Source organism: Aeromonas sp. 102P (assembly GCF_051920345.1).
GTDB classification, from domain to species: domain Bacteria; phylum Pseudomonadota; class Gammaproteobacteria; order Enterobacterales; family Aeromonadaceae; genus Aeromonas; species Aeromonas veronii.
In genome coordinates this window covers 2,530,140-2,552,903 of the sequence record NZ_JBQBCZ010000001.1, presented here as the reverse complement: position 1 = coordinate 2,552,903, position 22,764 = coordinate 2,530,140, and the positions used below count along the sequence as shown (strand labels likewise).

General features: G+C 60.2%; 12 protein-coding genes and 3 pseudogenes. 10 read left to right on the top strand and 5 right to left on the bottom strand.

Translation table 11 applies throughout. The features are described 5' to 3' along the window. Positions 1-123: 123 nt before the first annotated feature. The 3 genes and pseudogenes from ACTG1K_RS12050 to ACTG1K_RS12040 form a co-directional block, all read right to left on the bottom strand. Positions 124-1,874 (bottom strand): annotated as a pseudogene (locus ACTG1K_RS12050) (ABC transporter transmembrane domain-containing protein). Next, positions 1,871-3,607, bottom strand: coding sequence for an ABC transporter transmembrane domain-containing protein (locus ACTG1K_RS12045; RefSeq protein ID WP_157160663.1), 1,737 nt, complete (start codon positions 3,605-3,607; stop codon positions 1,871-1,873). The pseudogene ACTG1K_RS12050 and the gene ACTG1K_RS12045 overlap by 4 nt, the downstream one beginning before the upstream one ends. A 166-nt stretch (positions 3,608-3,773) precedes the next feature. Beyond that, on the bottom strand, positions 3,774-6,578 hold the full coding sequence (locus tag ACTG1K_RS12040) for a hybrid sensor histidine kinase/response regulator (RefSeq protein WP_267517253.1): 2,805 nt from the start codon (positions 6,576-6,578) through the stop codon (positions 3,774-3,776). 188 nt (positions 6,579-6,766) lie between these two features. Between ACTG1K_RS12040 and trxC the strand changes: the two genes are divergently transcribed. Together trxC and ACTG1K_RS12030 are read left to right on the top strand one after the other, a co-directional pair. Beyond that, positions 6,767-7,201: a thioredoxin TrxC gene (gene trxC / locus ACTG1K_RS12035; protein WP_139429789.1), complete on the top strand. Its 435-nt coding sequence runs from the start codon at positions 6,767-6,769 to the stop codon at positions 7,199-7,201. Between the two features lie 161 nt (positions 7,202-7,362). Then, the gene (locus ACTG1K_RS12030) at positions 7,363-8,745 is read left to right on the top strand and encodes an SLC13 family permease (RefSeq protein ID WP_236095742.1); all 1,383 of its coding nucleotides are present in this window, start codon (positions 7,363-7,365) and stop codon (positions 8,743-8,745) included. Between the two features lie 172 nt (positions 8,746-8,917). On the opposite strand, the pseudogene ACTG1K_RS12025 reads toward ACTG1K_RS12030, so the two are convergent. Then, positions 8,918-9,911, bottom strand: a pseudogene (locus tag ACTG1K_RS12025) (IS5 family transposase). Positions 9,912-10,143: 232 nt separating this feature from the next. Between ACTG1K_RS12025 and ACTG1K_RS12020 the strand changes: the two are divergent. From ACTG1K_RS12020 to ACTG1K_RS11985, 8 genes and pseudogenes are all read left to right on the top strand, one after another. Next, positions 10,144-10,593 (top strand): hypothetical protein, encoded by a 450-nt coding sequence (locus ACTG1K_RS12020; RefSeq protein WP_139411427.1) that lies wholly within the window; start codon positions 10,144-10,146, stop codon positions 10,591-10,593. 4 nt (positions 10,594-10,597) lie between these two features. After that, positions 10,598-13,600, top strand: coding sequence for a YncE family protein (locus tag ACTG1K_RS12015; protein WP_440005487.1), 3,003 nt, complete (start codon positions 10,598-10,600; stop codon positions 13,598-13,600). Next, complete coding sequence (locus ACTG1K_RS12010) at positions 13,600-14,439, top strand: FTR1 family iron permease (protein ID WP_236317319.1); 840 nt, start codon at positions 13,600-13,602, stop codon at positions 14,437-14,439. Before ACTG1K_RS12015 ends, ACTG1K_RS12010 begins: the two co-directional genes overlap by 1 nt. Positions 14,440-14,541: 102 nt before the next feature. After that, positions 14,542-15,966 carry an NAD(P)/FAD-dependent oxidoreductase gene (locus tag ACTG1K_RS12005; RefSeq protein ID WP_440005485.1) on the top strand — a complete coding sequence of 475 codons (1,425 nt, stop codon included), beginning with the start codon at positions 14,542-14,544 and terminating at the stop codon, positions 15,964-15,966. A 34-nt stretch (positions 15,967-16,000) separates the two neighbouring features. Beyond that, a complete protein-coding gene (locus ACTG1K_RS12000; RefSeq protein WP_421266772.1) occupies positions 16,001-16,561 on the top strand; it encodes a hypothetical protein in 561 nt (186 codons plus the stop codon). 158 nt (positions 16,562-16,719) lie between these two features. Beyond that, positions 16,720-18,089, top strand: a pseudogene (locus tag ACTG1K_RS11995) (hypothetical protein). Positions 18,090-18,147: 58 nt separating this feature from the next. Further along, the gene (locus ACTG1K_RS11990; RefSeq protein WP_440005483.1) at positions 18,148-19,842 is read left to right on the top strand and encodes a hypothetical protein; all 1,695 of its coding nucleotides are present in this window, start codon (positions 18,148-18,150) and stop codon (positions 19,840-19,842) included. Positions 19,843-19,955: 113 nt separating this feature from the next. Continuing rightward, positions 19,956-21,167, top strand: a complete 1,212-nt coding sequence (locus ACTG1K_RS11985) for a Bcr/CflA family multidrug efflux MFS transporter (RefSeq protein ID WP_216953832.1) — start codon at positions 19,956-19,958, stop codon at positions 21,165-21,167. Positions 21,168-21,249: 82 nt separating this feature from the next. Here the strand turns inward: ACTG1K_RS11985 and nhaD are convergent, their stop codons facing one another. Then, complete coding sequence (gene nhaD, locus ACTG1K_RS11980) at positions 21,250-22,674, bottom strand: sodium:proton antiporter NhaD (RefSeq protein ID WP_421385929.1); 1,425 nt, start codon at positions 22,672-22,674, stop codon at positions 21,250-21,252. Between the last annotated feature and the right edge of the window lie 90 nt (positions 22,675-22,764).

Below are 22,764 nucleotides of genomic sequence, written 5' to 3'. Positions count from 1 at the left end.
CATCTGCGCCATTCGACAAGCACAGGGATCACGGTTACGACCTTTTGCCCAACCCAAAAAAACAGAGGGAACCGCACCGGTTCCCTCTTTTCGCTCATGTCGCTGTTACAGCAAATGTGCCGATCAGGCGCGCTTCTCTTCGAGCCAGGCCCCCTGACTCTGCATCTCGAACAGCTGGGCATAGTGACCGCCGAGGGCCATCAACTCACCATGGGTACCCCGCTCGCTCACCTGACCGCGGGAGAGCAGCAGGATCTCGTCCGCATCGACGATGGTCGAGAGGCGGTGGGCGATGGCGATGGTGGTGCGGCCACGACGGGCAGCAGAGATCGCCTGCGACAGCGCCAACTCGGTCTGGGAGTCCACGCTGGCCGTCGCTTCATCCAGAATGAGGATACGCGGATCTCCACCAGTGCACGGGCAAAGGAGAGCAGTTGCCGCTGACCGGCGGAGAGGTTCTTGCCACCCTCCTCCATCAGGGTGTTGATCCCCTGTGGCAAGCTGCGCACAAAGTCGGCCAGCTGCACCTCGCTCAGCGCCTGCCAGAGCCGCGCGTCATCTATGCCGGCGCGGCCGAGACGCAGGTTCTCCGCCAGGGTGCCGACGAAGATAAAAGGATCCTGCTGCACCAGCCCGATGCTGCGGCGCACCGCCGCCAGCGACAGGGTATCCAGTGCGTGATCATCGAAGCGGATCTGCCCCTGATCCAGCGGATAGAAGCCCATCAGCAGGCTGATAATGGTGGACTTGCCGCTGCCGGTATGGCCCACCAGCGCCAGCATCTGGCCCGGTTTTGCGGCAAAACTGACCTCCCGCAGCACCTGCTGCTCACCATCGTAGGAGAAGCTCACCCGCTCGAAACTGACCCGCCCTTCCAGCGGGCGCAGCTCGCCCTCGGTGCTCTCGCGGGTTTCATCGAGCAGGGCAAAGACCCGCTCCCCCGCCACCATCGCCTGCTGCAGCTGGTTGAGCTGGTTGGTCATCTCGATGAGCGGCTCGATCATCCGCCCCAGATAGCTGATAAAGGCGTAGAGCACCCCTACCTGAATAGCACCCGCGTGGCTCCCCCCCTCATGGGCAAACAGCGCCAACAGGCCGATCAGCACCATCATGTAGAAGAGATCGATGAGCGGACGCAGCAAAATGCCGTTGATCTTGAGGCTCTTGATCCGTGCCGACCAGTGTTGCTGGTTCACCTCGGCAAAGGCGTTGGCAAAGTGGCGCTCCTGCACCATCGCCTGGATCACCGGCATCCCCTGCAGCGACTCGTTGAGGCGGCTGTTGATGTCGGAGAGCAGGCTGCGAGTCGCTCGCACCACCGGCACACTCAGTTTCTGGTAGAGCCACATCACCCCGCCCACGGCGGGCAGCAGCAGGGAGCAGACCAGCATCAGCCGCAGATCCAGCAGCGCCATGGAGATGAGGATGCCGCACAACAGCACCACCTTTTGCACCAGCAAGCCGATCACCTGCACATAGAGGTTCATGATCGCCTCGGTGTCGTTGGTGATGCGGGAAATCAGCGAGCCGGAGCGATGCTTGTCAAAGTAGCGGGCCGGCAAACGGATGGCGGTAGCAAATACCTGCTCGCGCAGGGTTTGCACCACCGCCTGAGCAATGCGATTGAAGCGCAGGGATTGCAAATAGAAACCCGCCGCCGACAGCACCTGCAAGCCCAGATAGCCCGCAGCAATCAGGGCTATGGTGGGCAGCACGATATTGCGAGGCGCCAGATAGTCATCGATAAAGAGCTTGATCAGCAGCGGCCCGGCCACTTCGGCGCCGGTGGCAAGCAGCAAACAGATCCCCGCCTGAATAAGCCAGCGAGGATACTGGGCGCAGTAAGCGAGCAGTCGTTTAATGGTCGGATTCACAGGCTCTCCTCCACCGCTTCTTCGAGACGCTGATAACGCACCATATCTGCATACCAGCCATTGTGTGCCATCAGGGCACCGTGATGACCCCGTTCGCTAACGGCCCCCTGCTCCAGCACCAGGATCTCGTCGGCCTGCTCCACCGCCGTCATGCGATGGCTGACCAAGATCAGGGTGCGACGATGGGCTTTGAGAGCGTGCAGAATTTGCTGCTCGGTGTGGGCATCCACCGCCGAGAGCGCATCATCGAGCACCAGAATGGGCGCATCCAGCAGCAGGGCGCGGGCAATGGCCAGCCGCTGTTTCTGACCGCCGGAGAGGGTCACCCCTTTCTCCCCCACCTCGGTCTCATAGCCTTTGGGGAAACGCACAATATCATCGTGGACACAGGCAATGCGCGCCACCCGTTCGACCTCCTCGCGGCTCGCATCGGGTTTGCCGAGGGCGATATTGGCGGCGATAGTGGTGGAAAACAGGAATGGCTCCTGCGGCACATAGGCAAACTGGCTGCGCAGTGTGGCGAGCGGCAACTGGTCAATCGGTACGCCCCCCATGACAATCGAACCGTGAGTCGGATTGGCAAGGCGCATCAACAGCTTGAGCAGGGAGCTCTTGCCTGCCCCGGTGCGCCCCACCACCCCGAGCATCCCCCCTTGCTTGAGGGTAACGTCGATATCCGCAAGCAGGATGCGCTGCTCAAGTTGATAGCTCACCCCTTTGATCTGCAAAGGAAAGGCAGAGGTAAACACCGCCGGCTGGGCGGGCTCTTCGATATCGCTGCGCTCCCCCAGCAGGCTTTCGATACGGGAGTAGGCGGCGCTACCCCGCTCGATGATGTTGAACAGCCAGGCGATGGCAAACATCGGCCAGATCAGCTGGCCGAGGTACATGGTGAAGCTGGTGAGCTCACCCAGAGTCAGCTCACCCTGCAGCACCAGCACACTGCCCCCCGCCACCGCGAGGAAGTAGGAGCAACCGATACAGAGGTAGATGACCGGATCGAATTTGGCATCGATGCGGGCCACCGCCATATTGCGCTCCCCCGCCTGTTTGGTCAGCTCGGCAAAGCCTTCATCTTCCAGCGATTCAACCGCATAGGATTTCAACACCCGCACACCGGAAAGGGCCTCCTGGGTCTTGTTGTTGAGCCTGGAGAAGGCCCCTTGCGCCGCCTTGAACTGGGTGTAGATCTGGGTGCCGAAGCGGTTCATGAAATAGGCCATCACCGGCAGCGGCAGCAAGGAGACCAGCGTCAACTGCCAGGAGTACTGGCTGCACATGATGGAGAGCACCAATACCCCGACCATGATGGAGTCCACCAGAGTCAGCACCCCTTCGCCAGCGGTCATCTCTACAGCCTGAATGTCATTGGTGGCATGGGCCATCAAATCGCCAGTACGGTGGCGCTGATAAAAATCGGGGCTCATCCGGGTGAAATGGCTGAAAAGGCGATTGCGCAACACATAGGCCAGACGGTAAGAGGCACCAAATAGCATCACCCGCCAAACGTAGCGCAGCAGATAAATCAGCACACCCAGACCAAACAGCCCCGCCAGATAGCGCATCAGGGTACCATTGTCGAGACCGCCCTTGGTGATGCCATCCACCACCCAGCCCACCACTTTGGGCGGAATCACGGTCAACAGGGCCACCATCAGCAGCAGGGAGATGGCGGCCAGATAACGGGGCCACTGCTCCTTGAAAAACCAGCTCAATCGTAGAAATACGCTCACACCACCAACCTTTAGCGCTCTCTGCCCGTGACCGCTCCAAGGAGCGGCCATCAGAGAAGCCACGCAGAAATAGAAGAATGAAAACAATCGCCTCCGGCTGGAGGCGATTCGAACGAAAGCTCATCATATCCCGAACCGGGATGGTTGAGAATAATTACTATTTAATTCACTGTGACATGCGATCATCCCCTGATGAATAGGGATTATACGAATTTTCATGCTGCTCACCGGTCAACAGGAAGTGTGACACCTCTTCTCGGGTTTGGCTAAAGACCTGTTGCAACTGCTCCAGATCCGTCTCGCTTAGCACCTCGTTTTGCCGCAGGCGCCACTCCAGCTCGCCAGCCACCAATTGCAGACGGGACGCCGAGATATTGGCCGACACCCCCTTGAGGGTGTGCAGTAGCTTGCTGGCCACCTCGGGCTGCTGACGGCGCAGGGCGGAGCGGATCTCCCACAGATCGTCCTTGTGCTCCGACATGAACAGCTTGAACAGGATCTGCAATGCCTCCTTGTCCTGCTCCAGCCGCTTGAGGGCATCCTGCAGATCGAGGATCCCGATCATATCCGGCGGTTTAACCTCCATGATCCCCGCCTGCTCCACCCCTTGCGGCTTTACCCACTGCAGCAGGTTGTTGTAGAGATCCAGCTTGCTCACCGGCTTGGTGACATAGCCATTCATCCCCACCCCCAGACAACGTTCCTTGTCACCGGGCATGGCACTGGCGGTGAGGGCAATGATGGGCACATCGTGTTTGTCGACCATCTTGCGGATCTGGCGGGTGGCATCGAGTCCGTCCAGCACCGGCATCTGCAAATCCATCAGGATCACGTCAAAAGGCTGCTCGGCGACCCGCTCCACCGCCTCCCGACCATTGCTGACCACACACACCACCGCATCGACGCGCCGCAGATACTCGATGATGAGCTGCTGATTGACCCGGTTGTCTTCCGCCAACAGCACTCGGGTACCCTGCAACAGGGATTTGAAGTGTTGCTGATCCCCCTGAGCCTCGGCCTTGCGCAGGTTGAGCTCGTAGGAGCTACCGTTGAGCAGTTCATCCACCTTGGCCAGCAGGGCATTTTCGGTCATCGGTTTGGGCAGAAAATGGGTCAGCCCCATGCTATCCATCCGGGCGTGCAGCCCCTCTCTGGCCCAGGCGCTGATCATCAGGATGGGGATCCGCCGCCACTGGCTGTGCTGATACATCTCCAGCGCCAGATCGAGCCCATCCTCCTGACCCATGCGCCAGTCGAGGATCGCCAACCGCAGATTCGGTCCCTCTTCACGGAGCAGCTGACGGGCGCGGGAAAGGGAGTTAACCGGCAGCACTCGCACACCTGCCCGAGTCAGAATGTCCCGGGCCAGATCCAGCACCAGTTCGTTGTCATCCATCACCATCACCAGCGGCTGGTTTTCGAAGAAGACTTTCCGTCCAGCCACGCCGTAGACCGCCTGCGCCATCGGGATATCGAACTTGAACAGAGAGCCGACGCCAGGCTTGCTCTCTACGGTGATCCGCCCCCCCATCAGTTCCACCAGCCGCTGGGAGATGTTGAGCCCAAGACCCGAGCCGCCATATTTTCGGGTATTGCCCGCCTCCAGCTGGGTAAACGCCTGAAACAGTTGGGTCTGCTTCTCTTCGGCAATGCCGATTCCGGTATCGCGCACACTGAAGCGGATCCGCATTGGGTGAGGATTGGCCAGCTCGATGCAGACTTCGACTTCACCGCGTTCGGTAAACTTGATGGCGTTGTTCACCAGATTGACCAGCACTTGTCCCAATCGCAAGGGATCCCCACGCAAGAAGACCGGCACCTCCGGTGATTTGCGAATAACCACTTCCACGTGTTTGCGCTCCGCCAGATCGGCAAACATGCCCGCCAGCGAATCGAGCTGCTCGCTGAGATCGAAGTCGATCTCCTCCAACGTCAGCTTGCCGGACTCCACCTTGGTCAAATCAAGGATGTCGTTGATCAGCAGCAGCAGGGTATCGGATGAGGATTTGATCTTGCCCAGATAGTCCCGCTGTTGCTGATCCAGTTCGGTCTGCAGTGCCAGCGAGCTAAAACCTATGATGGCATTCATGGGGGTGCGGATCTCATGGCTCATGTTGGCCAGAAAATCGCTTTTCGCCTGGGCCAGCAAGCCGGTCTGGCGCGACAACTCGCTCAGCTTCTGGTTGCGGCGCCACAGGGTGAAGGCCACCAGCGCAAAGCAGATCAAGGCCCCGCACAACACCATCAGATAGAAGCGGTTCATCAAAGAGGAGGCGCGCTCCAGCTTGTCGAGTTTCCAGCGCACCAAACTCTCGATCACATGCATGTCGATGAGCTGGTAACGCAAGGTGTGATAGGCCATCACCTGCTGACTCACCTCCCTGCTCAGGCGGATCAGGGTAGCGATCTCCGGCAAATCGCCATAACGGGATTGCAACTGTTGCTGCAACTGGTTCAGCGCAGTCTGTTCACGTTTGTCCCAACTGCGCTGTAAATAGCTACTCAGTTGCGCAAGCTCCTCCAGATCGCGATGAAGCGCACTGTCTGACGGGCTTATCCCCCGCACCTTTTTAATCTGGGCCTGCAGGGGCGCATTGAGATACTCGATAGCCATCTCAATGGCATGAAGCTTGGCCAGCGCCATCAGATAGGTGTCCATGTCTTCAAGCAGAACCTGGGAGAGCTCCTCTTGCACCAGCTCGGGATCGCTTCTGACTTCCCGTACAAAACCGTCAAGGGTGATGGATAACTGGTTCAGGCGCTGCTGGACATTGCTGTCATTGGCCTGCTCCCGCCCAAGCAGATAGACGGTATCGGCGTTGATCCGGTTCAGCACCACCTCGGCCGCGTCATTCAGGTCGTGGGCCTGTTGCTGCTGACTGAGCGACTGCCAGCAGTAGCCCGAAAAGGCGAGCAGCAGGGCAACGATCAGCCCTGGCACAGCACGGTTTTTCCGTGATCCTTTATTCATCCCGTCTCGACTCTCATCTGGTGGTCGCTGAATTATCCGGTTAGGCAATGAACCCAGGGGGAATTATCCACTCCCGCTGGGCACTGTGTTACCGTTATTGCTCTGATATTTCGCTATTGTTTCGCGATTGCTTCATTCTGGCTTCTCATCATATCCCCGGCCAGAGCTTGATTTAGAAGGAACCAATTATGTCATTTATCACTACTTATTGTAGCCACTGCTTTACTAGGAACCGCCTGCCCGGTACCCATATCGATACATCTGCCAAATGCGGGCGCTGCAAAGCCCTCCTGTTCAGCCAGACCCCTTGCCTCGGGAAGGCGGATAACTTCGATACCCTGATCAACTCAGATATCCCGGTCGTAGTCGATTTCTGGGCCAGCTGGTGCGGCCCCTGCCAGCAGTTTGCTCCGGTATTTCATGAGGTTGCCCATGAACTCGAACCACGGATGCGCTTTGTCAAAGTCGATACGGAGCAGCAGAGCACCATTGCCGCCCGTTACGCCATTCGCAGCATCCCCACCCTGATGGTCTTCAAACAGGGCAAACTGGTGAACCAGATAAATGGCTCCTTGCCCAAGAACATGTTCAAGCAGTGGCTGGAACAGTTCATGGATGTTTGATTTATATTTCGCACATGTTTTATTTATGTGTTCATTTCCTCATTTTTATCAATGAGTATGTGAGTAGAGGCTGATTTTCAACATGTGAGTCTGTTTCAAACAAGTGAATGGATGTAATCTCGGCAACACAAAAACAACCATAAATTAACCGAGAGAACATTATGCACACATCAGCTGTACCCTCTGCTCCATCTCGCTGGCTGGACATCAAATCAGGGATCGTCATCCTAGATGTTTTGCTACTTTGTGCCATGCTCGCCTGGCTCCCGTTTGACCCCATGGTCAACAAGGGGCTGGGCATTCTGGTCTTTATCGCCATCCTCTGGCTGACCGAAGCACTGCACGTCACCATCACCGCGCTGCTGGTACCCCTGCTGGCTACCGTGCTCGGGGTGTTTGACATGAGCAAATCCCTCACCGATTTTGCCAACCCGATCCTGTTCCTCTTTTTTGGCGGTTTCGCCCTCGCGGCAGCCCTCTCAAAACAGGGACTGGATACCCTGATGGCAGGCAAGGTGATGCACATGGCCAATGGTCATCTGGGTTGGGGCGTCATCCTGCTCTTTACCATCACAGCCGCCATGTCGATGTGGATCAGCAACACCGCTACCACCGCCATGATGCTGCCACTGGCGATCGGTATGCTGGCACGCCTCGATAGCAAAAAAGAGCGCGCCACCTTCGTCTTCGTATTGCTGGGAATCGCCTACAGCGCCAGTATCGGCGGCATCGGTACCCTGGTGGGTAGCCCACCCAACGCCATCGCAGCCGCCCAGATGGGGATTGGCTTCACTGACTGGATGAAATTCGGTGTTCCAGTAGTGCTGATCCTGATGCCCTGCGGCATTGCCCTGCTCTATCTGGTAACCCGCCCGCGTCTCAGCCACCGAGTCGAGATCCAGGATGTCACCATCAACTGGACCCGCGAGCGTAAAGTGACGCTGGCAATCTTCCTGACCACCGTTGTGCTCTGGATCGGATCACAACCCATCTCCAACGCCTTTGGCGGTATTCCGCAACTCGACACCCTGATTGCCATGGGTGCCATCGTAGCCATCGTGGTCAGCCGTGTCGCCAGCTGGGATGACGTCAACCAGAACACCGACTGGGGCGTGCTGATGCTGTTTGGCGGCGGTCTGACCCTGAGCGCCATTCTCAAGGCCACCGGTACCAGCGCATTCCTGGCCAGCCATCTGTCGGCCGTGCTCTCCAACGCCAACATTTTTGTCGTGTTGCTTATGCTGGCCGCCTTCGTGGTATTCCTGACCGAGCTGGTCTCCAACACCGCCACCGCCGCGCTGTTGGTTCCCCTGTTTGCCGGTGTCGCCGAGGCGCTGGGGGTATCACCTGTGGTGATGTCGGTGTTAATCGCTATCGGTGCCTCCTGTGCCTTTATGCTGCCGGTCGCCACGCCGCCCAATGCCATCGTCTTTGCCAGTGGCCACATCCGCCAGAGGGAGATGATGAAAGCCGGTATGGCTCTGAACGTTGTCTTTACCGTGTTGCTCGCCCTGCTGGCCTACTTTGTTGGCGATATCCTCTGATCTACCTCCCCCCCAATAAATAAAAGGCTATGTCCTAAGGAAGGTGCGAACAAGTGGATCGCACCTTCACCACGAACTCTTTGTCCGCATTTGAAATGCCCATCACTCCAAAAACCTGACTTTTGCCGCAAGTATTCGGCTATTAAGCGCCATTTAGCCTCATTTTCGAGGCTTATCTCGATTTTTGGGCGCAGTTATCCCATGTCCGTATCATCTGGTCCACGCGAAACAGATTCGCCAGCGTAAACAACATCGCCAGTTGGTTGTCGTTCTTGCGCAGCCCCTTGAACCGCGCCTTCACAAAGCCAAACTGACGTTTAATGATACGAAACGGGTGCTCCACCTTGGCGCGGATGCTGGATTTGAGCCTCTCAAAGGCAATCACAGCCTTGTTTTTGCGCGGATGCTTTTTGAGCTCCTTGAGCCTGTCTGGTCTCATCGCAATCGCCCATTGTGCCTTTACATCCGCCAGCTCTTCACGATTTTCCGCACCCTGATATCCTGCGTCAGCGAACACAAATGCTTCCTCGCCATGGAGCAGATTTCCCACTTGATTGAGGTCATGCTCATTGGCTGCCCCGTGGCCTCCAGACTGTGCGTCAGGCCACTCTTGGCATCGACAGAGATATGAGCCTTCATGCCGAAGTACCATTGATTGCCTTTCTTGGTCTGGTGCATCTCGCCGTCACGCTCGCCACGCTTGTTCTTGGTCGAGCAAGGGGCTCAATGAGAGTGGCATCGACCAGCGTGCCTTGCTTCATCATGATGCCGGCGTCAGAAAGCCACAGGTTGACGGCGTCGAAGAGCTGCCGGGCCAGCTGGTGCTGCTCCAGCAGATGGCGGAAGTTCATGATGGTGGTGCGGTCGGGGATAGCCTGGTCCAGTGAGAGCTTGGCAAACAGACGCATCGAAGTAACCTCGTAGAGCGCATCCTCCATGGCGCCGTCGCTAAGGCTATACCACTGTTGCATGCAGTGAATGCGCAGCATGGTATCGCGTGGGTAGGGGCGACGGCCATTACCTGCCTTGGGATAGACGGGCTCGATGACCTCCAGCATCATTGCCCATGGAAGCAACGCCTCCATGCGAGCCAGGAATAACTCCTTACGGGTTTTGCGGCGTTTACCATTGAACTCGCTATCCGCGAAGGTGAGCTCATGATTCATGCTGAACCTCATCACAGGCGCCAAGTAGCACTCACGATCTCACATCAGAGACTTGTTCTCACCTTCCCTATGCAGTGACCGAGCGGATGGCGGAGCATAAATAGTCGAGCTTGATCACTGTGCTTGTTCAGCCCTGATTCACCAGCAATACAATTGATAACACTTTTCATTACTCTTACTGCGTTATAAACTTGCTCCCCCCGGGCTGCCCCGCCCGGGTGCTGGAGCCTTTATGACAAGCCTTTCTCTCTCACCCCGACAATTCTGGCAGTGGCTGGCCTACCACCATCAGGCCGCCGAGGGCACCCTCTATCTGATGTTCTTCTCCGGCCTGCTGCTGTGGGAGCCGCTGACCCCGCTCTGGTCGCTGGCACGCTGGAATCTGTTTTTCCATGTGATGCTCTCGCTCACCCTGTTTCCCCTGCTGTTTGGCGCCTTCTGGCTCTCCCACCGCAGCTTGTTGAACCGCAGCAACAAACCCTTTTTGCGCACCACGGGGCGGATTATCGAAGCCCTGCTGCTGATCTGTCTGGCCAGTGGCCTGCTGCTGGTGCTGCACGGCACTCCGGGCGATGCCATGGGCAACCTCGCCAGCTGGGCCCACTGGCTGAGCGCTTTGGCGTTAACTCCTCTGGTGCTGCGCCACGCCTGGCGCTGGACCATCTTGAAATGGCGCGCCTGATCCCATGTTGAAGTCTTCGTTCTCTGCATATTTGTCACCCCTGCTGGCTCTCCTCCTGCTGCTGACCAGCCCCTTTGCGTTGGCCCAACAGATGGGCACAGGGATGCTTGCCTATGAGGAGGGGCAAAGCCCGCGCCTCGTCACCGCCAACCTGAGCGCAGGTTCCGTCACCCTGCTTGAGCGCGATAGCGGCAAGCGCCTCAAAGAGGTGCCGCTGGGGGGCGATCTACGCCAGATTGCCCGCGCCGATGACGGCACCCTGCTGGTCACCGATTACAGCGGCGATCGCCTGCTGCTGCTGGATGATGATCTCGATCTGGAAAAGGCGATCCCCACCGGCCATAGACCCTACGGTGTCATCTTCGATGCCAAGCGGCAGTGGTTCTGGGTCACGCTGTTCGAATCCGCTCGCCTGCAGGCCTACGACACCACAGGCAACCTCAAGCTGGATGCAGAAACCGCCGAGACTCCCCGTGGACTGGCATTGACCAACGACGATCGCCTGCTGCTGACCCACGCCATGACCGGACAGCTCGCCATCTATGATCTCGCCAAGCTTGGCCACAGCGCCAAGGGATCTTCGCTTCCCAAGCCCAAACTCATCACCCTGGCCGAGACCCATAGCGACACGCCGAGCGACTCCCAGGGATTGCCGCGCCTGCTGGACGGCATCGCCCTCTCCCCCGATGGCAGCGAGGCCTGGCTGCCTCATGTGCTGTGGAGCTTCGATCACCCCTTCCAGTTTCAAAGCACCGTCTTTCCGGCCGTCTCCATCATCGATCTCGATGAGGAGAAAGAGCGGGTCGATGAAAGAAAACAGCTCTTTTTGCAGATCAATCTGCCCAGCGTCGGCAACCGCAGCCAGATCGTCTCCAACCCGTTCGCTGCGCGCTTCGCCGCCGACGGGAAACGGGTCTATCTGACCCTGGCGGGCTCGGAAGATCTGCTGGTGTTTGACCTCTCCCGCAGCGGCAAGTCCAACAACAACCGCCACCGCCGCAAGAAGTTTCAGGGGGGAGCCAAGGCGACCCAGCTTTTGCGTCACCTGCCGGGCCAGAATCCGCGGGATCTGCTGATCGACGGTGACCATATTCTGGTGCACAACGCCATGGGGCAGGATCTTACCCGCCTCAATAGTGGCGGTAGCGGCCCGTTTGCCCGAGTCACCGTCGATGTGCCCCACTTTGCCAAGCTGGTAGAGACAGATCCGCGCCCCGAGCCGCTTCAGCGCGGCGAGCGGCTGTTCCATCTTGGTAACACGCTTGGCAACAACGGCGCCAACTCACGCTTCCCCATGGCGGGGGACAACTGGATGAGCTGCAACTCCTGCCATCTGGACGGGTTCAACTTCACCAACCGCTATCTGATGGCGGCCCATCGCCAAAAGAGCGGCGACAACGCCATCAACGGCCACGCCAACCTCACCAACATGGTGGCGGGGGATTTTGTCGGCGAATACCTGCGCATGACCCAGCAGACTCAGGGTGGCATGGGCCATGACACCCGAGATGGGGCCGAGGCAGTTGACCCCGCGAGGCCCCAACCGGAAGTGAAGGCGATGATGGAGGACTTACACGCCTTCGTCACCGCCGATGGCAACCTCCCCTATCTTGCCAACTGGCTGCGGCTCGATGCCCCGCGCACGGATCCCGCCAAGGCGCCGATCACTCACCCGAAGGCGTGGCTCAACTCCGCCTCCTGCCAGAACTGCCACCAACAGGCGTTCGAAGATTGGAGCGAGAGCAACCACCGGCTGATGGGCAACTCCCACCCTTACTACAAGGTGGTACAGGCGCTGGCCCGCGAAACCGAAGGGGAAGCGTTTGGCCAATGGTGTCAGGGCTGCCACATGCCCCAGCAGGTGATGACAGGCCAGCTGGATCTACCCAAGAGCTCCCACATGTTCGAGCAGGGTGGTGCCTCGCTGATTGCAGCCCACAAGGCGGGCGAACCTGTGGTTGAAGAAGGGACCGGCTGCGTACTCTGCCATCGCATTACCAAAGTGGAAGATGCGGGCGGCAACAGCGCCTTTACCGTCAATTTGAAAGACCGCGAGAGCTATGTGTTCGAGGATGCCCCGGGCGGCAGCCTCCAGCACTGGATGGCCGAGCGGCAGATCAACGCCCGTCCGGCGGCCCACAAAGCCTCCTATCAGAAGGATTTCTACCGCGACGCAGCCCTGTGCAAGTCGTGCCACAACGAGTTTGCCCCGGGCTCCGGCGCCAACATCGTCAACACTTGGGACGAGTGGGAAAAATCCAGCTTCGCGAACGCGGAGGATCCCGCCAAGCGGCGCACCTGTATCGACTGCCATATGAACCCGGAGCCGGGCAATGGCGGCGCGCCGGTGGCGGGCCAGTCCACCAAAAACGGCACCATGAAGGCGCGGCTCTATCGCCACAACTTTACCGGCGCCCAGCACCAACTGGTGGGGCTGCGCAATCCTGAACTCGAGCAGGAAAGTCTGGCCCTGCTGCGCTCCAGCGCGACCCTCTCCGCCCGTATCGAACAGACTGCCGATAGTCAGCAACTGGTGGTGCGGGTCGCCAATACCGGCGCGGGCCATGCCCTGCCCACCGGGGTGGCCGATTTCCGTGAACTCTGGCTGGAGCTGACCGTCACCGACGCCAGCGGCAAGGTGGTGCTTGCCAGTGGCCAGCCGGTGGATGGCGCAGTACCAGAAGATGCGCGACTGTTCCGCAAAGTGTTCGGCGATGCCGAGGGCAAGCCGGTAGGGCTCAAGTTCTGGCGTTACGCCAAACTGCTGGAAGATACCCGCATTCCGGCCGATGGCTGGCGCGATGAAGCCTGGCCGCTGCCCGCAGATGCCCAAGGGCCCTTCAAGGCCGATATCAAACTCAATTTCCGCACCTACCCCAAGTGGGTCAATGATGCGGTGCGCGCCGCCGAGCCCAGCTTGCCGGAGCCACCCATAGTGCAACTCAATCGGCTGCAACTGACCCTGCAGCCTCTCCCCGTCACGCCCGCTACGGAGCCTCAATCCTGATGTTTGCAAGTTTTCTGATTACCCTGCGCGAGGGGCTGGAAGCCTTCCTGCTGGTCGGCATCTGCCTCTCCTACCTCGCCAAGCTGGGGGCGAGCCGCTACAACAAGTTCATCTATCTGGGGGTGGGGCTTGGCCTTATCGCCTCCCTTGTGGTCGCCTTCCTGTTCCAGGTGGTGGTGAGCCAGTTCGAGAGCGAGCGCTACAACCACCTGTTGATGGCGGGGATCCTCATCTTTGCCACCTTGGTGCTCACCTATATGGCAGTCTGGATGCAGAAGCAGGCCAAATCCCAGGTAGGGGCCATGACGGCGCGCATCGATGCGGCCATCGATGGCGGCAACCTGTTTGGTCTGGTGCTGCTTGCCTTCCTTGCTGTGATGCGCGAAGGGTTTGAAACCGTGCTCTTCTTCTCCGCCCTGCTCTACTCCGGTCAAGGGGTGGATCTGCAATCCGGCCTGATGGGCGCGCTGGCGGGGCTGCTGGTCTCCATCGCACTGGTGTGGGGACTGCTGCGCTCCACCCGCAAGGTGGCGCTGGCTCCCTTCTTCCGCTGGACTGGGCTGCTTATCATCATCATCGCCGCAGGCTTGCTCTCATCTGCCGTCAACATGTTGCAGGCGGCAGAGATCATCACCTTCTGGACCACGCCGGTGTTCGACATCAGCCACATTCTCGACGATCAGGGGGTATTTGGTACCTTCCTGCGCGCCCTGTTTGGCTACAATGCCTCACCCGCTGGCTTGCAGCTGCTGACCTGGGCCCTCTATCTGGCGATCTTCGTTACCCTCTGGCAGCGCAGCTACCGCCCGCAGGTAAGTGCCGCGACTGGCAAGGGCTGAGCAAACATGCCCTGTGGCAACAAGGCCACGGGGTAACAACACCATTCGGGAGCCGCGCCTTGGCGCGGTTCCCTTATCTATCAAGCAGTTTCGGAATAGGTCATGAGCGATAACAACAAGAAAAGCATTGCAGTGCTGGGCGCTGGCCCCGCCGGTTTGATGGCGGCCTGGCGCCTGCGCCGCGCCGGTTTTGCCGTCACCCTGTTCGAGCAGGAGCCGGTGGTCGGCGGCATGTGCGCCACCCAGACTTTCAAGGGGCGTGATGGGGAGTATCGCTTCGACTACGGCGGCCACCGCTTTATCACCAAGAACCCCGAGCTGCTCGCCTTTATCGACGAGCTGATGGGGGACGATCTGCTCCACGCCGAGCGCAAGAGCGTCATCCGCTTTGGCGGGCGCACCTATGACTACCCATTGAACCTGCCCAACCTGCTCAAGACGGCGCCGCTGGCCCTGATGGCCGGTGCGGTAAAAGACTTGCTGCTGTTGCCCTTTAGCAAGAAGCCGGATGATTTTGCCAAGGCGAGCTTTGCCGAGTGGATCCAGAGTCACTTCGGCCGCACCCTCTACCGTCAGTTTTTCGAGGGCTACACCGGCAAGCTGTGGGGCATCAACCCGGACAAGCTCTCCGCCGACTGGGCCGGTCAGCGCATCAGCCTGATCGATCTCAAAGACGTGGCCCGCCGCCTGTTGCCAAGACGCAACGGCAGTATCTCGGTGCGCACCTATGCCCGCAAATACCGCTACCCCAAATATGGCTTCGGCCAGATCTTTACCACCCTGGGGGAGCGGCTGGTTGCCGAAGGGGTGGAGCTGAAAACCGGCGCTACCATCACCCGCCTTGAGCAGGCCGATAGCCGCATCGAACGGGTTTATTGGAAACAAGATGACGTTGAGCAGAGCGAGCGCTTTGATCAGGTGATCTCCACCCTGCCGCTGCCGCTCACCTGCCAGCATCTGGGCTTGCCGTGCGATCTGCACTACCGGCCGCTTCGCTTCGTCAATATGCCGCTCAAACAGGAGAACCTGTCGGACAACACCTGGCAGTACCTCTCCGACCCCCATATTCTGGCCACCCGCCTGCAGGAGCCGCGCCGCCGCAGCCCCTTTATGGCGCCCCAGGGCCAGACCTCGGTGATGCTGGAGATCCCCTGCAATCCGGGGGATGCCACCTGGCAGGCGCCGCTCTCTGATCTGCGCGGTCGGGTTACCGCCGATCTGGCGAGCCTCGGTGTCGATACCGCCAAGCTTGGCGATGAGACCTTCGAAGCCCGCAGCGAATACGCCTATCCGCTGATGGATCTCGGCTATCAGGCCCGCCGCAACGAAGCCATCAAGGCGCTGATGCCCATCACCAACCTCATCATGACCGGCCGTCAGGGGACATTCCGCTACATCTTCACCGACACCGCCATGGAGATGGGAATGATGGCTGCCGACATGGTGATCGACGGGGTGGACAGACGCCACGCCATCTTTAACCATCGCAACGAAAACACCGTGATTGAAACCCAGAGCGTGGCCTGATGGCCGCGCCATTGGCATAAGTAAGGAGAACAGGATGACCATCCGCCCGGGTTTACTTGCCCTCACCCTGCTGCTGGCCCTGAGCGGGCAGGCACAGGCTTACTCCTACGCCGCCGCCGGCAAGGAGCCGCTGATCGACGCCCGCGAAGCGCTGCTGGGCGCCGCCACTGACGGCAAGGATGCCAGCGCCACCTTGAGCGAGATTGCCGAGGAGCTGACCTATCTGGAACAGCACCACAAGGTGGAGCTGCAAGCACCGCTGGCCGCCGCCATCAAGGCCAAAGATGCCGCAGCCACCGCGGCCCTGCTCAACCGGGCCTACAAGGCGGAGATCGAGCGCCGCCTCGAAGGGGCCAGCCAGAATCTTGGCGACTACCAGACCGCCAAGGTGCTGGTGGTCAAGAGCAAGCGCTTCCTCGACTTGATCCTCCCCTCCCTCAGCGAAGGGGATCGCAAGGCGGCCGAGCAGGCGCTGGCCAGGGTGCTGGATGCCATCGGCAACCCGGGGGTATTCGGGGTGGGCACCAAGCCTGCCGATGCAGCCGCCTTTAGCGATGCAGAAAAAGCGCTGATGGCCGTGCTGGCGCCGCTTTGATGGCAACCTGCCAATCATTGCGCCACCTCGCTGTGACAAACGGTGGGTTTCGCTGCGCTCTACCCACCCTACGCACGGCCTACCGATAAATGCATCCGGACGCCGGTTTGCCCCCTTCTCCCCTTGCGGGAGAAGGGCTGGGGATGAGGGGGAAGGTAATGGCCCGGCGTTGGCCTTCCCCCTGCTCCACCACCATTTGGCTGCTCATTCTGCTGCAACTGGCCTGGCTTGGCTGGTTGCTGGCCTTCCCGGTCTCCCTCGATTCCGACGATGCCCTCAATTTTGCCCACGGGGTGATGCGCTTTAGCGTGCTGGAGTTCTCCCCCACTTTCCGGGCTACCCCGCCTTTATCTGGCTGGCGCGGCTGATCAATCTGCTGGTGGACGATCCGGCCCGTGCGGTGCAGTGGGCAAGCCTGCTCGGTAGCAGTTTGCTGGCGCCGCTCGCCGCCTTGCTGGCGGTAAGGCTGTGGCAACGGCCAAACCTTTTGGCACCCGTCTGGCTACTGGTGCTGGCACTGCCGCTCACCCCGACGCTGGCGCTCTCCAGCCTCTCGGACGGGCCAGCGCTCGCCGCCTGGCTCGGGTCGCTGCTGGCCTTGCAGCAGCGCAGAATTGCGCTGGCGGGTCTGCTGCTGGGCCTTATGCTGGCACTGCGCCCCTCCTATTTTGTGCTGGCGCTGCTGCCGCTGTGGCTCGGGCTGGCGCAGCAGGGCACGCGCGTCAGGTTTGTGCTCCCCATCGTGCTGGTGGGGCTTATCAGCCTGCTGTTTGTCTGGCAAGCCGATGGCTGGGCCTATTTCAGCGAGGGGCGGCGCTTTACCGACGGCCACTTTACCCTGTGGGGCAACACGGCGGCGGCCCACGGCGATCGGCTGCTGAGCTGGGCGCGCACCTTCAACGATCAGCTCACCCCGCTTTGGCCCCCGTTGATGGGGGCTTTGCTGGTGCTGCCGCTTTGGCAAAGATCAAAAAACCACCCTGCCGCCCTCCCCCCACTCTGGACACTCTACTGGCTCGCCCTGCTGCTCTGGACCCTGTTTGGCCAGAATCCCGACAATCCCCGCCATCTGGCCCCCGTCACCCTGCTCGGTATCGTGCTGCTGGCAGGTTGGCTGCCGCGCCGTGGCGAGGGGGTGGTCGCGGTGGCCGGATTGCTGCTGCTCGGAGTAACCTTTACCCTGCCCCGTCCACCCGCCATGGTGCAGGCAGCAAGGCTCGCAGAAAAAGCGTGTCCGGCATTGGTGACCCAGTGGGGAGTGCGGCTGCTGCGGGAGACCACAGCCTTGGCCGTCACCGATGGCTGGTACAAGGGGGATGCGGCGCTGGCATTCTCTCAGGGAGCCTGCCGCCTCAGTCGCCGCCCCATCGCCGCGAACGAAATGCCCAGCGCGGTGCGCCAGCACTGGTTTGCCCCACGCTTTGCCGCCGAGCCCGGACTCTGGCTCGCCATTCCCTCGCGGCAGACAACCCATGGGGAAAGTGACAAGAAACATATAAAGAGCACAAAAATCCGCCAAGGCAACTAAAAAAGAGGGGAACAACTCGGGTACACTCACAGCGCATCCATAACAGACGAGTCTCCTTATGCGTGTAACCAGAGAGTGGCTGTGGGTTTTGTCGGTGCTGACCGGGGCCTGTGCCCTCCTGTTGCTACCATTCTGGCTGCGCGGCGGCAGTCAGGGCCATGATCTGTTTCACCACCTGCTCTCCGGTCACTTCTTTGCCGTGCAACTGTGGCAAGGTGAGCTCTATCCGCGCTGGTTGATGGAGATGAACGGCGCCTTCGGCAGCCCGGTCTTTTTCTTCTATCCCCCCCTGCCCTACTATGTGAGCGCCCTGTTCGCCGGCCCCACCCCACTGGCCCACGAGGCGATGACGCCGCTGCTCTGGAGCAGCAGCGTGGCACTCTGGCTCTCCGGCCTGTTTGCCTATCTCTGGTTGCGCCCCTTTGCCGGCCACGGACGGGCGCTGGCGGCCAGTTTGCTCTATATGGCGCTGCCCTATCATCTGGCCATCGATATCTACGCCCGCTTTGCCCTGGCGGAGAGCTGGGCCTTCGTCTGGGCACCGCTGGCACTGCTGGCGCAGGATCGCCTCTGCCGCGGCGCCCCCTTTGCGCTACTGCTGCTCGCACTGGCCGTCTCCATGCTGACGCTTTCCCATCTACCAAGCACCCTGCTCATTCTGGGCTTGCTCACCCTGCGCAGCCTGCTGCTGGTCTGGCGCTACAAGGGGAGCACAACGCTTGTCAGTGTCCCTGTCACCGCCGCCCCGCTTATCGGCACCCTGCTGGGCCAGCTCTGGGGGTTGGCGATGGCCAGCCTGTTGCTGCTGCCCGCTCTGCTGGATCAGGGGGGGATCTCCATGGAGCAGATGCGCACCGGCATGTTCGAATTTCAGCGCAACTTTCTCGATCGTTTGCCCCAAAGCCGTGATGACTGGCGCTTTCGCGGCCATCTCGCCTGGCTGACGCTGCTCACCCTGGCTCTGCTGCTGGTAGCTTGGGCTGCCGCCCGCGAGCCGCGCCATCCCGAGTTGCTGCTCTGGGGGGTCATTGGCACCCTGAGCTTTCTGATGATGCTGCCACCAAGCGAGCCCCTGTGGCGCCTGCTCACTCCGTTGCAACTGGTGCAATTTCCCTGGCGCCTCAATCTGCTGCTGGTCATCGCTACCGTCGCCGTGGTGGCGCTGGGTACCCCCACCTATCGCCCGTGGCAGTGGCTCTGGTGGTTACTGCTTGCCCTCACCCTGCTCTCGCAGGGACTCTATGTACGCGAGGCGCCGCTCACCCAGGCTCCCGTAAAGAGTCAGCTCGACGGGGAGTTCGACAGCAAGCGCAGCGCCCGCGAATACCGACCAAAGCAGGTGCCACGCGGCATGTTTGCCCCCACCCTGCTGGCCTGGAAAGAGGAATTCCAGCCCGCCATCACCAGCGACCATCAGGGGGTGAACTGGCAGATCCAGCGCTGGCAGCCTCGTCATATCGAATTGACGGTGGATGCCCCGGCACCCGCCAAGCTGGTCCTGCACCAGTTTGATTACCCGGGCTGGCAGGCAAGGCTCGACCAGCGCCTGCCGCTGAGCGTCAGCAGCACCCGCAACGGGTTGGTGCAGGTCTGGGTGCCCGCCGGACAACACAGCCTCACCTTCACCCTCACCGCCCGCTGGCCGGAGCGGCTCGGTTACGCCATCTCGTTGCTGGCCTGGCTGCTCTGGCTGGGGGGAGTGATCCGCGCAGCGCGCCGACATGACCGAAAGCTTGATCCCCAAGGTGCCTGAGCGATCGGACACCTCCCCCTTTTGAGGGGGTAGGAACGTCATGCCGAGCGGGGGCAAACCTGATAGACTCGCCCTTCTCCCTTTTTCAACCAAGGTTCATCAGCGGATACCCTATGCCCCACGCACAGTCCCCCCAGGCCACCATGCTCTCTCCCCGTTTCCTGTTTATCCTGCTCGGCGCTCTGGCGGGTCTGACCCCGCTGGCGGTGGATATGTATCTACCCGCTATTCCGGCCATCGCCCGGGATCTGGCCACCAGCATCGACGGCGCCCAGCTCACCATCAGCGCCTTTTTGGGCGGCTTTGCCATCGGCCAACTCTTCTACGGCCCGCTGGCCGACAGCTATGGCCGCAAGCCGGTGATCTTGGCGGGGCTGGTGATGTTTGCCATCGCCTCGGTGGGCTGCGCCATGGCGGACTCCCTGCCCGAATTGCTGGCCTATCGGATGTTGCAGGCAGCGGGCGGTGCGGCGGGCTCGGTGGTGGTCAATGCCCTGCTGCGCGATCTGTTCGAGAAGGATGCGTTTTCTCGCGCCATGTCGTTCGTCATTCTGGTGATGACCTTGGCGCCGCTGGTAGCCCCTGTGGTGGGGGGCTATATCAGCGCCCACGCCGATTGGCGGGTGATCTTCTGGCTGCTGGTGGGGATCAGCCTGCTGATCTGTCTGGTGATGCAGTGGAAAATTCAGGAGACCCTGAAACCCGAGCACCGTCAGCCCCTTAATCTGGGCCAGATCCTCAAGAACTACTGGGGGGTACTCTCCCATCGCGGCGCCATGGGCTACGTGCTGTGCGGCTCCCTCTCCAGCTCCGGCATGTTCGCCTTCCTGAGTGGCTCCCCTTATGTCTATATCGAGTATTTCAAGGTGCCGACCGAGCACTACGGCTGGCTGTTTGGTCTCAATATTTTGCTGATGATGGTGGTTACTTTCGTCAATAGCCGACTGGTAAAAGGGGTGGGTGCCGAGCGGATGCTGCAATACGGCCTGCTGGTGCTGCCCTGCGCTGGCGCCCTGCTGATCTACAACGCCTGGAGCCAGACCGGCGGTCTGTGGGGCATCGTCATTCCGGTGGTACTCTTTATCGGCCATATCAGTCTGGTGGGGGCCAACGCCATGACCGGTCTGATGGGCCACTTCCCGCAATCTGCGGGTACCGCCTCGGCACTGGCGGGTACCCTGCGCTTTGGCATCGGCGCCCTGGTCGGCATTCTGGTCAACCTCAATCCGCCCCAATCGCCGCTGCCCATGGCCATCGCCATCGCATGCTGTGGCGTGGGTTCCACCCTGAGTTACTGGCTGCTGGCGGGCAAGCGGGGCGATTGACCCCCCCCCTATCCCCCTCGGCCAGGAAAACGAAAGAGGCTTCCATCAACGGAAGCCTCTTTTCGTACTGGCGGGCAGACGTTCAGAACTGGGCACTGTTGAGCCAGAGGTGCGCCCCTATGCTCACCAGATAGCCGAGCAAGATAGCCGGCGACCATTTCAGGTGGCCAAAGAAGGTATACATGCCATGGGCCTGCCCCATCAGGGCAACACCGGCGGCAGAGCCGATGGAGAGCAGGCTGCCGCCCACTCCGGCGGTCAGGGTCACCAGCAGCCACTGCCCCAGCGCCATATCCGGGTTCATCGACAGCACGGCAAACATCACGGGAATGTTGTCGATGACAGAGGACAAGACCCCTATGAAGACGTTGGCCATGGTGGGATCCCCAGCGTCATACAACCAGTGTGACACCAGCTCCAGATAGCCCATAAAGCCCAGCCCACCGACACACATCACCACCCCGTAGAAGAACAGCAGGGTATCCCACTCCGCCTTGGCCACCTTGTTGAACACGTCAAATGGCACCACAGAACCCAGACTGCGCAACCGCACCTCATCACCATTGCGTTCGTAGAGCGCACGCTTGCGGGCAAGGGATCGCGGCAGCGACTTTCGCAGATAAAACCCGAAAAACTGCAGATAACCGAGCCCCAGCATCATGCCTAGCACGGGTGGCAGATGGAGGAAACTGTGGCATAGCACCGCCGTGATGATGGTCAGCAAGAACAGCGCGACGATGCGACGGGCACCCCGCTTGAGATCGACCACCTCGTTATCAGCCTCCGGCACATGACGCGGCACCATCAGGCTCATCAGGATGGCCGGGACCAGAAAATTGAGCAGAGAGGGAATAAGCAGGGTGAAGAACTGGCCAAATTGCACCTTGCCCGCCTGCCACACCATCAGGGTGGTGATATCGCCAAAGGGACTGAACGCCCCTCCGGCGTTGGCGGCGATCACTATGTTGATGCAGGCAAGATTGACAAAACGCCGATCACCGTTGGCCACCTTCAACACCACGGCGCACATCAAGAGCGCAGTGGTCAGGTTGTCTGCCACCGGCGAAATACAAAAAGCAAGCCCGCCGGTCAACCAGAACAGGGTGCGCAAGTGAAAACCGGATCGCACCAGCCAGGCGCGCAGGGCATCGAACAGCCGCCGGTCCTCCATGGCGTTGATATAGGTCATCGCCACCAGCAGGAACAACATCAACTCGGCATATTCCAGCAGGGTATGGCGAAATGCCTGCTCGGCGACAGGGCTCATCCCCTGCTGTGCATAGGCGATACCGATCAGGATCCAGATCACCCCGGCGGCCACCAGCACGGGTTTGGACTTGCGCAGTTGCAGATACTCTTCAGCCATCACCAGGGCGTAGGCCAGCACAAACAATCCGACACAAAAAAGTCCGATTGAGGAGGATGTCAACAGAACTGGGCCACTACTGGCATGGGCGGGAGGGATAAACAGGGACAGCAGCAAAATAACAGGGGTGAGCGCAGACATGGTCTCTTCCTTTTAGAACCATCTGGCAATGATGCTAGCACCTGGATGAAAAGAAAAATTCATCCAGGTCAATTAACGCTTAATTGGTTT

What these genes read in the sequence shown, in the direction of transcription:
- trxC (WP_139429789.1), top strand. Translation starts at nt 6,767, where the DNA reads ATGTCATTTATCACTACTTATTGTAGCCACTGCTTTACTAGGAACCGC.
- ACTG1K_RS12005 (WP_440005485.1), top strand. Translation starts at nt 14,542, where the DNA reads ATGAGCGATAACAACAAGAAAAGCATTGCAGTGCTGGGCGCTGGCCCC.
- ACTG1K_RS11990 (WP_440005483.1), top strand. Translation starts at nt 18,148, where the DNA reads ATGCGTGTAACCAGAGAGTGGCTGTGGGTTTTGTCGGTGCTGACCGGG.
- ACTG1K_RS11985 (WP_216953832.1), top strand. Translation starts at nt 19,956, where the DNA reads ATGCCCCACGCACAGTCCCCCCAGGCCACCATGCTCTCTCCCCGTTTC.
- ACTG1K_RS12030 (WP_236095742.1), top strand. Translation starts at nt 7,363, where the DNA reads ATGCACACATCAGCTGTACCCTCTGCTCCATCTCGCTGGCTGGACATC.
- ACTG1K_RS12015 (WP_440005487.1), top strand. Translation starts at nt 10,598, where the DNA reads ATGTTGAAGTCTTCGTTCTCTGCATATTTGTCACCCCTGCTGGCTCTC.
- ACTG1K_RS12020 (WP_139411427.1), top strand. Translation starts at nt 10,144, where the DNA reads ATGACAAGCCTTTCTCTCTCACCCCGACAATTCTGGCAGTGGCTGGCC.
- ACTG1K_RS12010 (WP_236317319.1), top strand. Translation starts at nt 13,600, where the DNA reads ATGTTTGCAAGTTTTCTGATTACCCTGCGCGAGGGGCTGGAAGCCTTC.
- nhaD (WP_421385929.1), bottom strand. Translation starts at nt 22,674, where the DNA reads ATGTCTGCGCTCACCCCTGTTATTTTGCTGCTGTCCCTGTTTATCCCT.
- ACTG1K_RS12000 (WP_421266772.1), top strand. Translation starts at nt 16,001, where the DNA reads ATGACCATCCGCCCGGGTTTACTTGCCCTCACCCTGCTGCTGGCCCTG.
- ACTG1K_RS12040 (WP_267517253.1), bottom strand. Translation starts at nt 6,578, where the DNA reads ATGAATAAAGGATCACGGAAAAACCGTGCTGTGCCAGGGCTGATCGTT.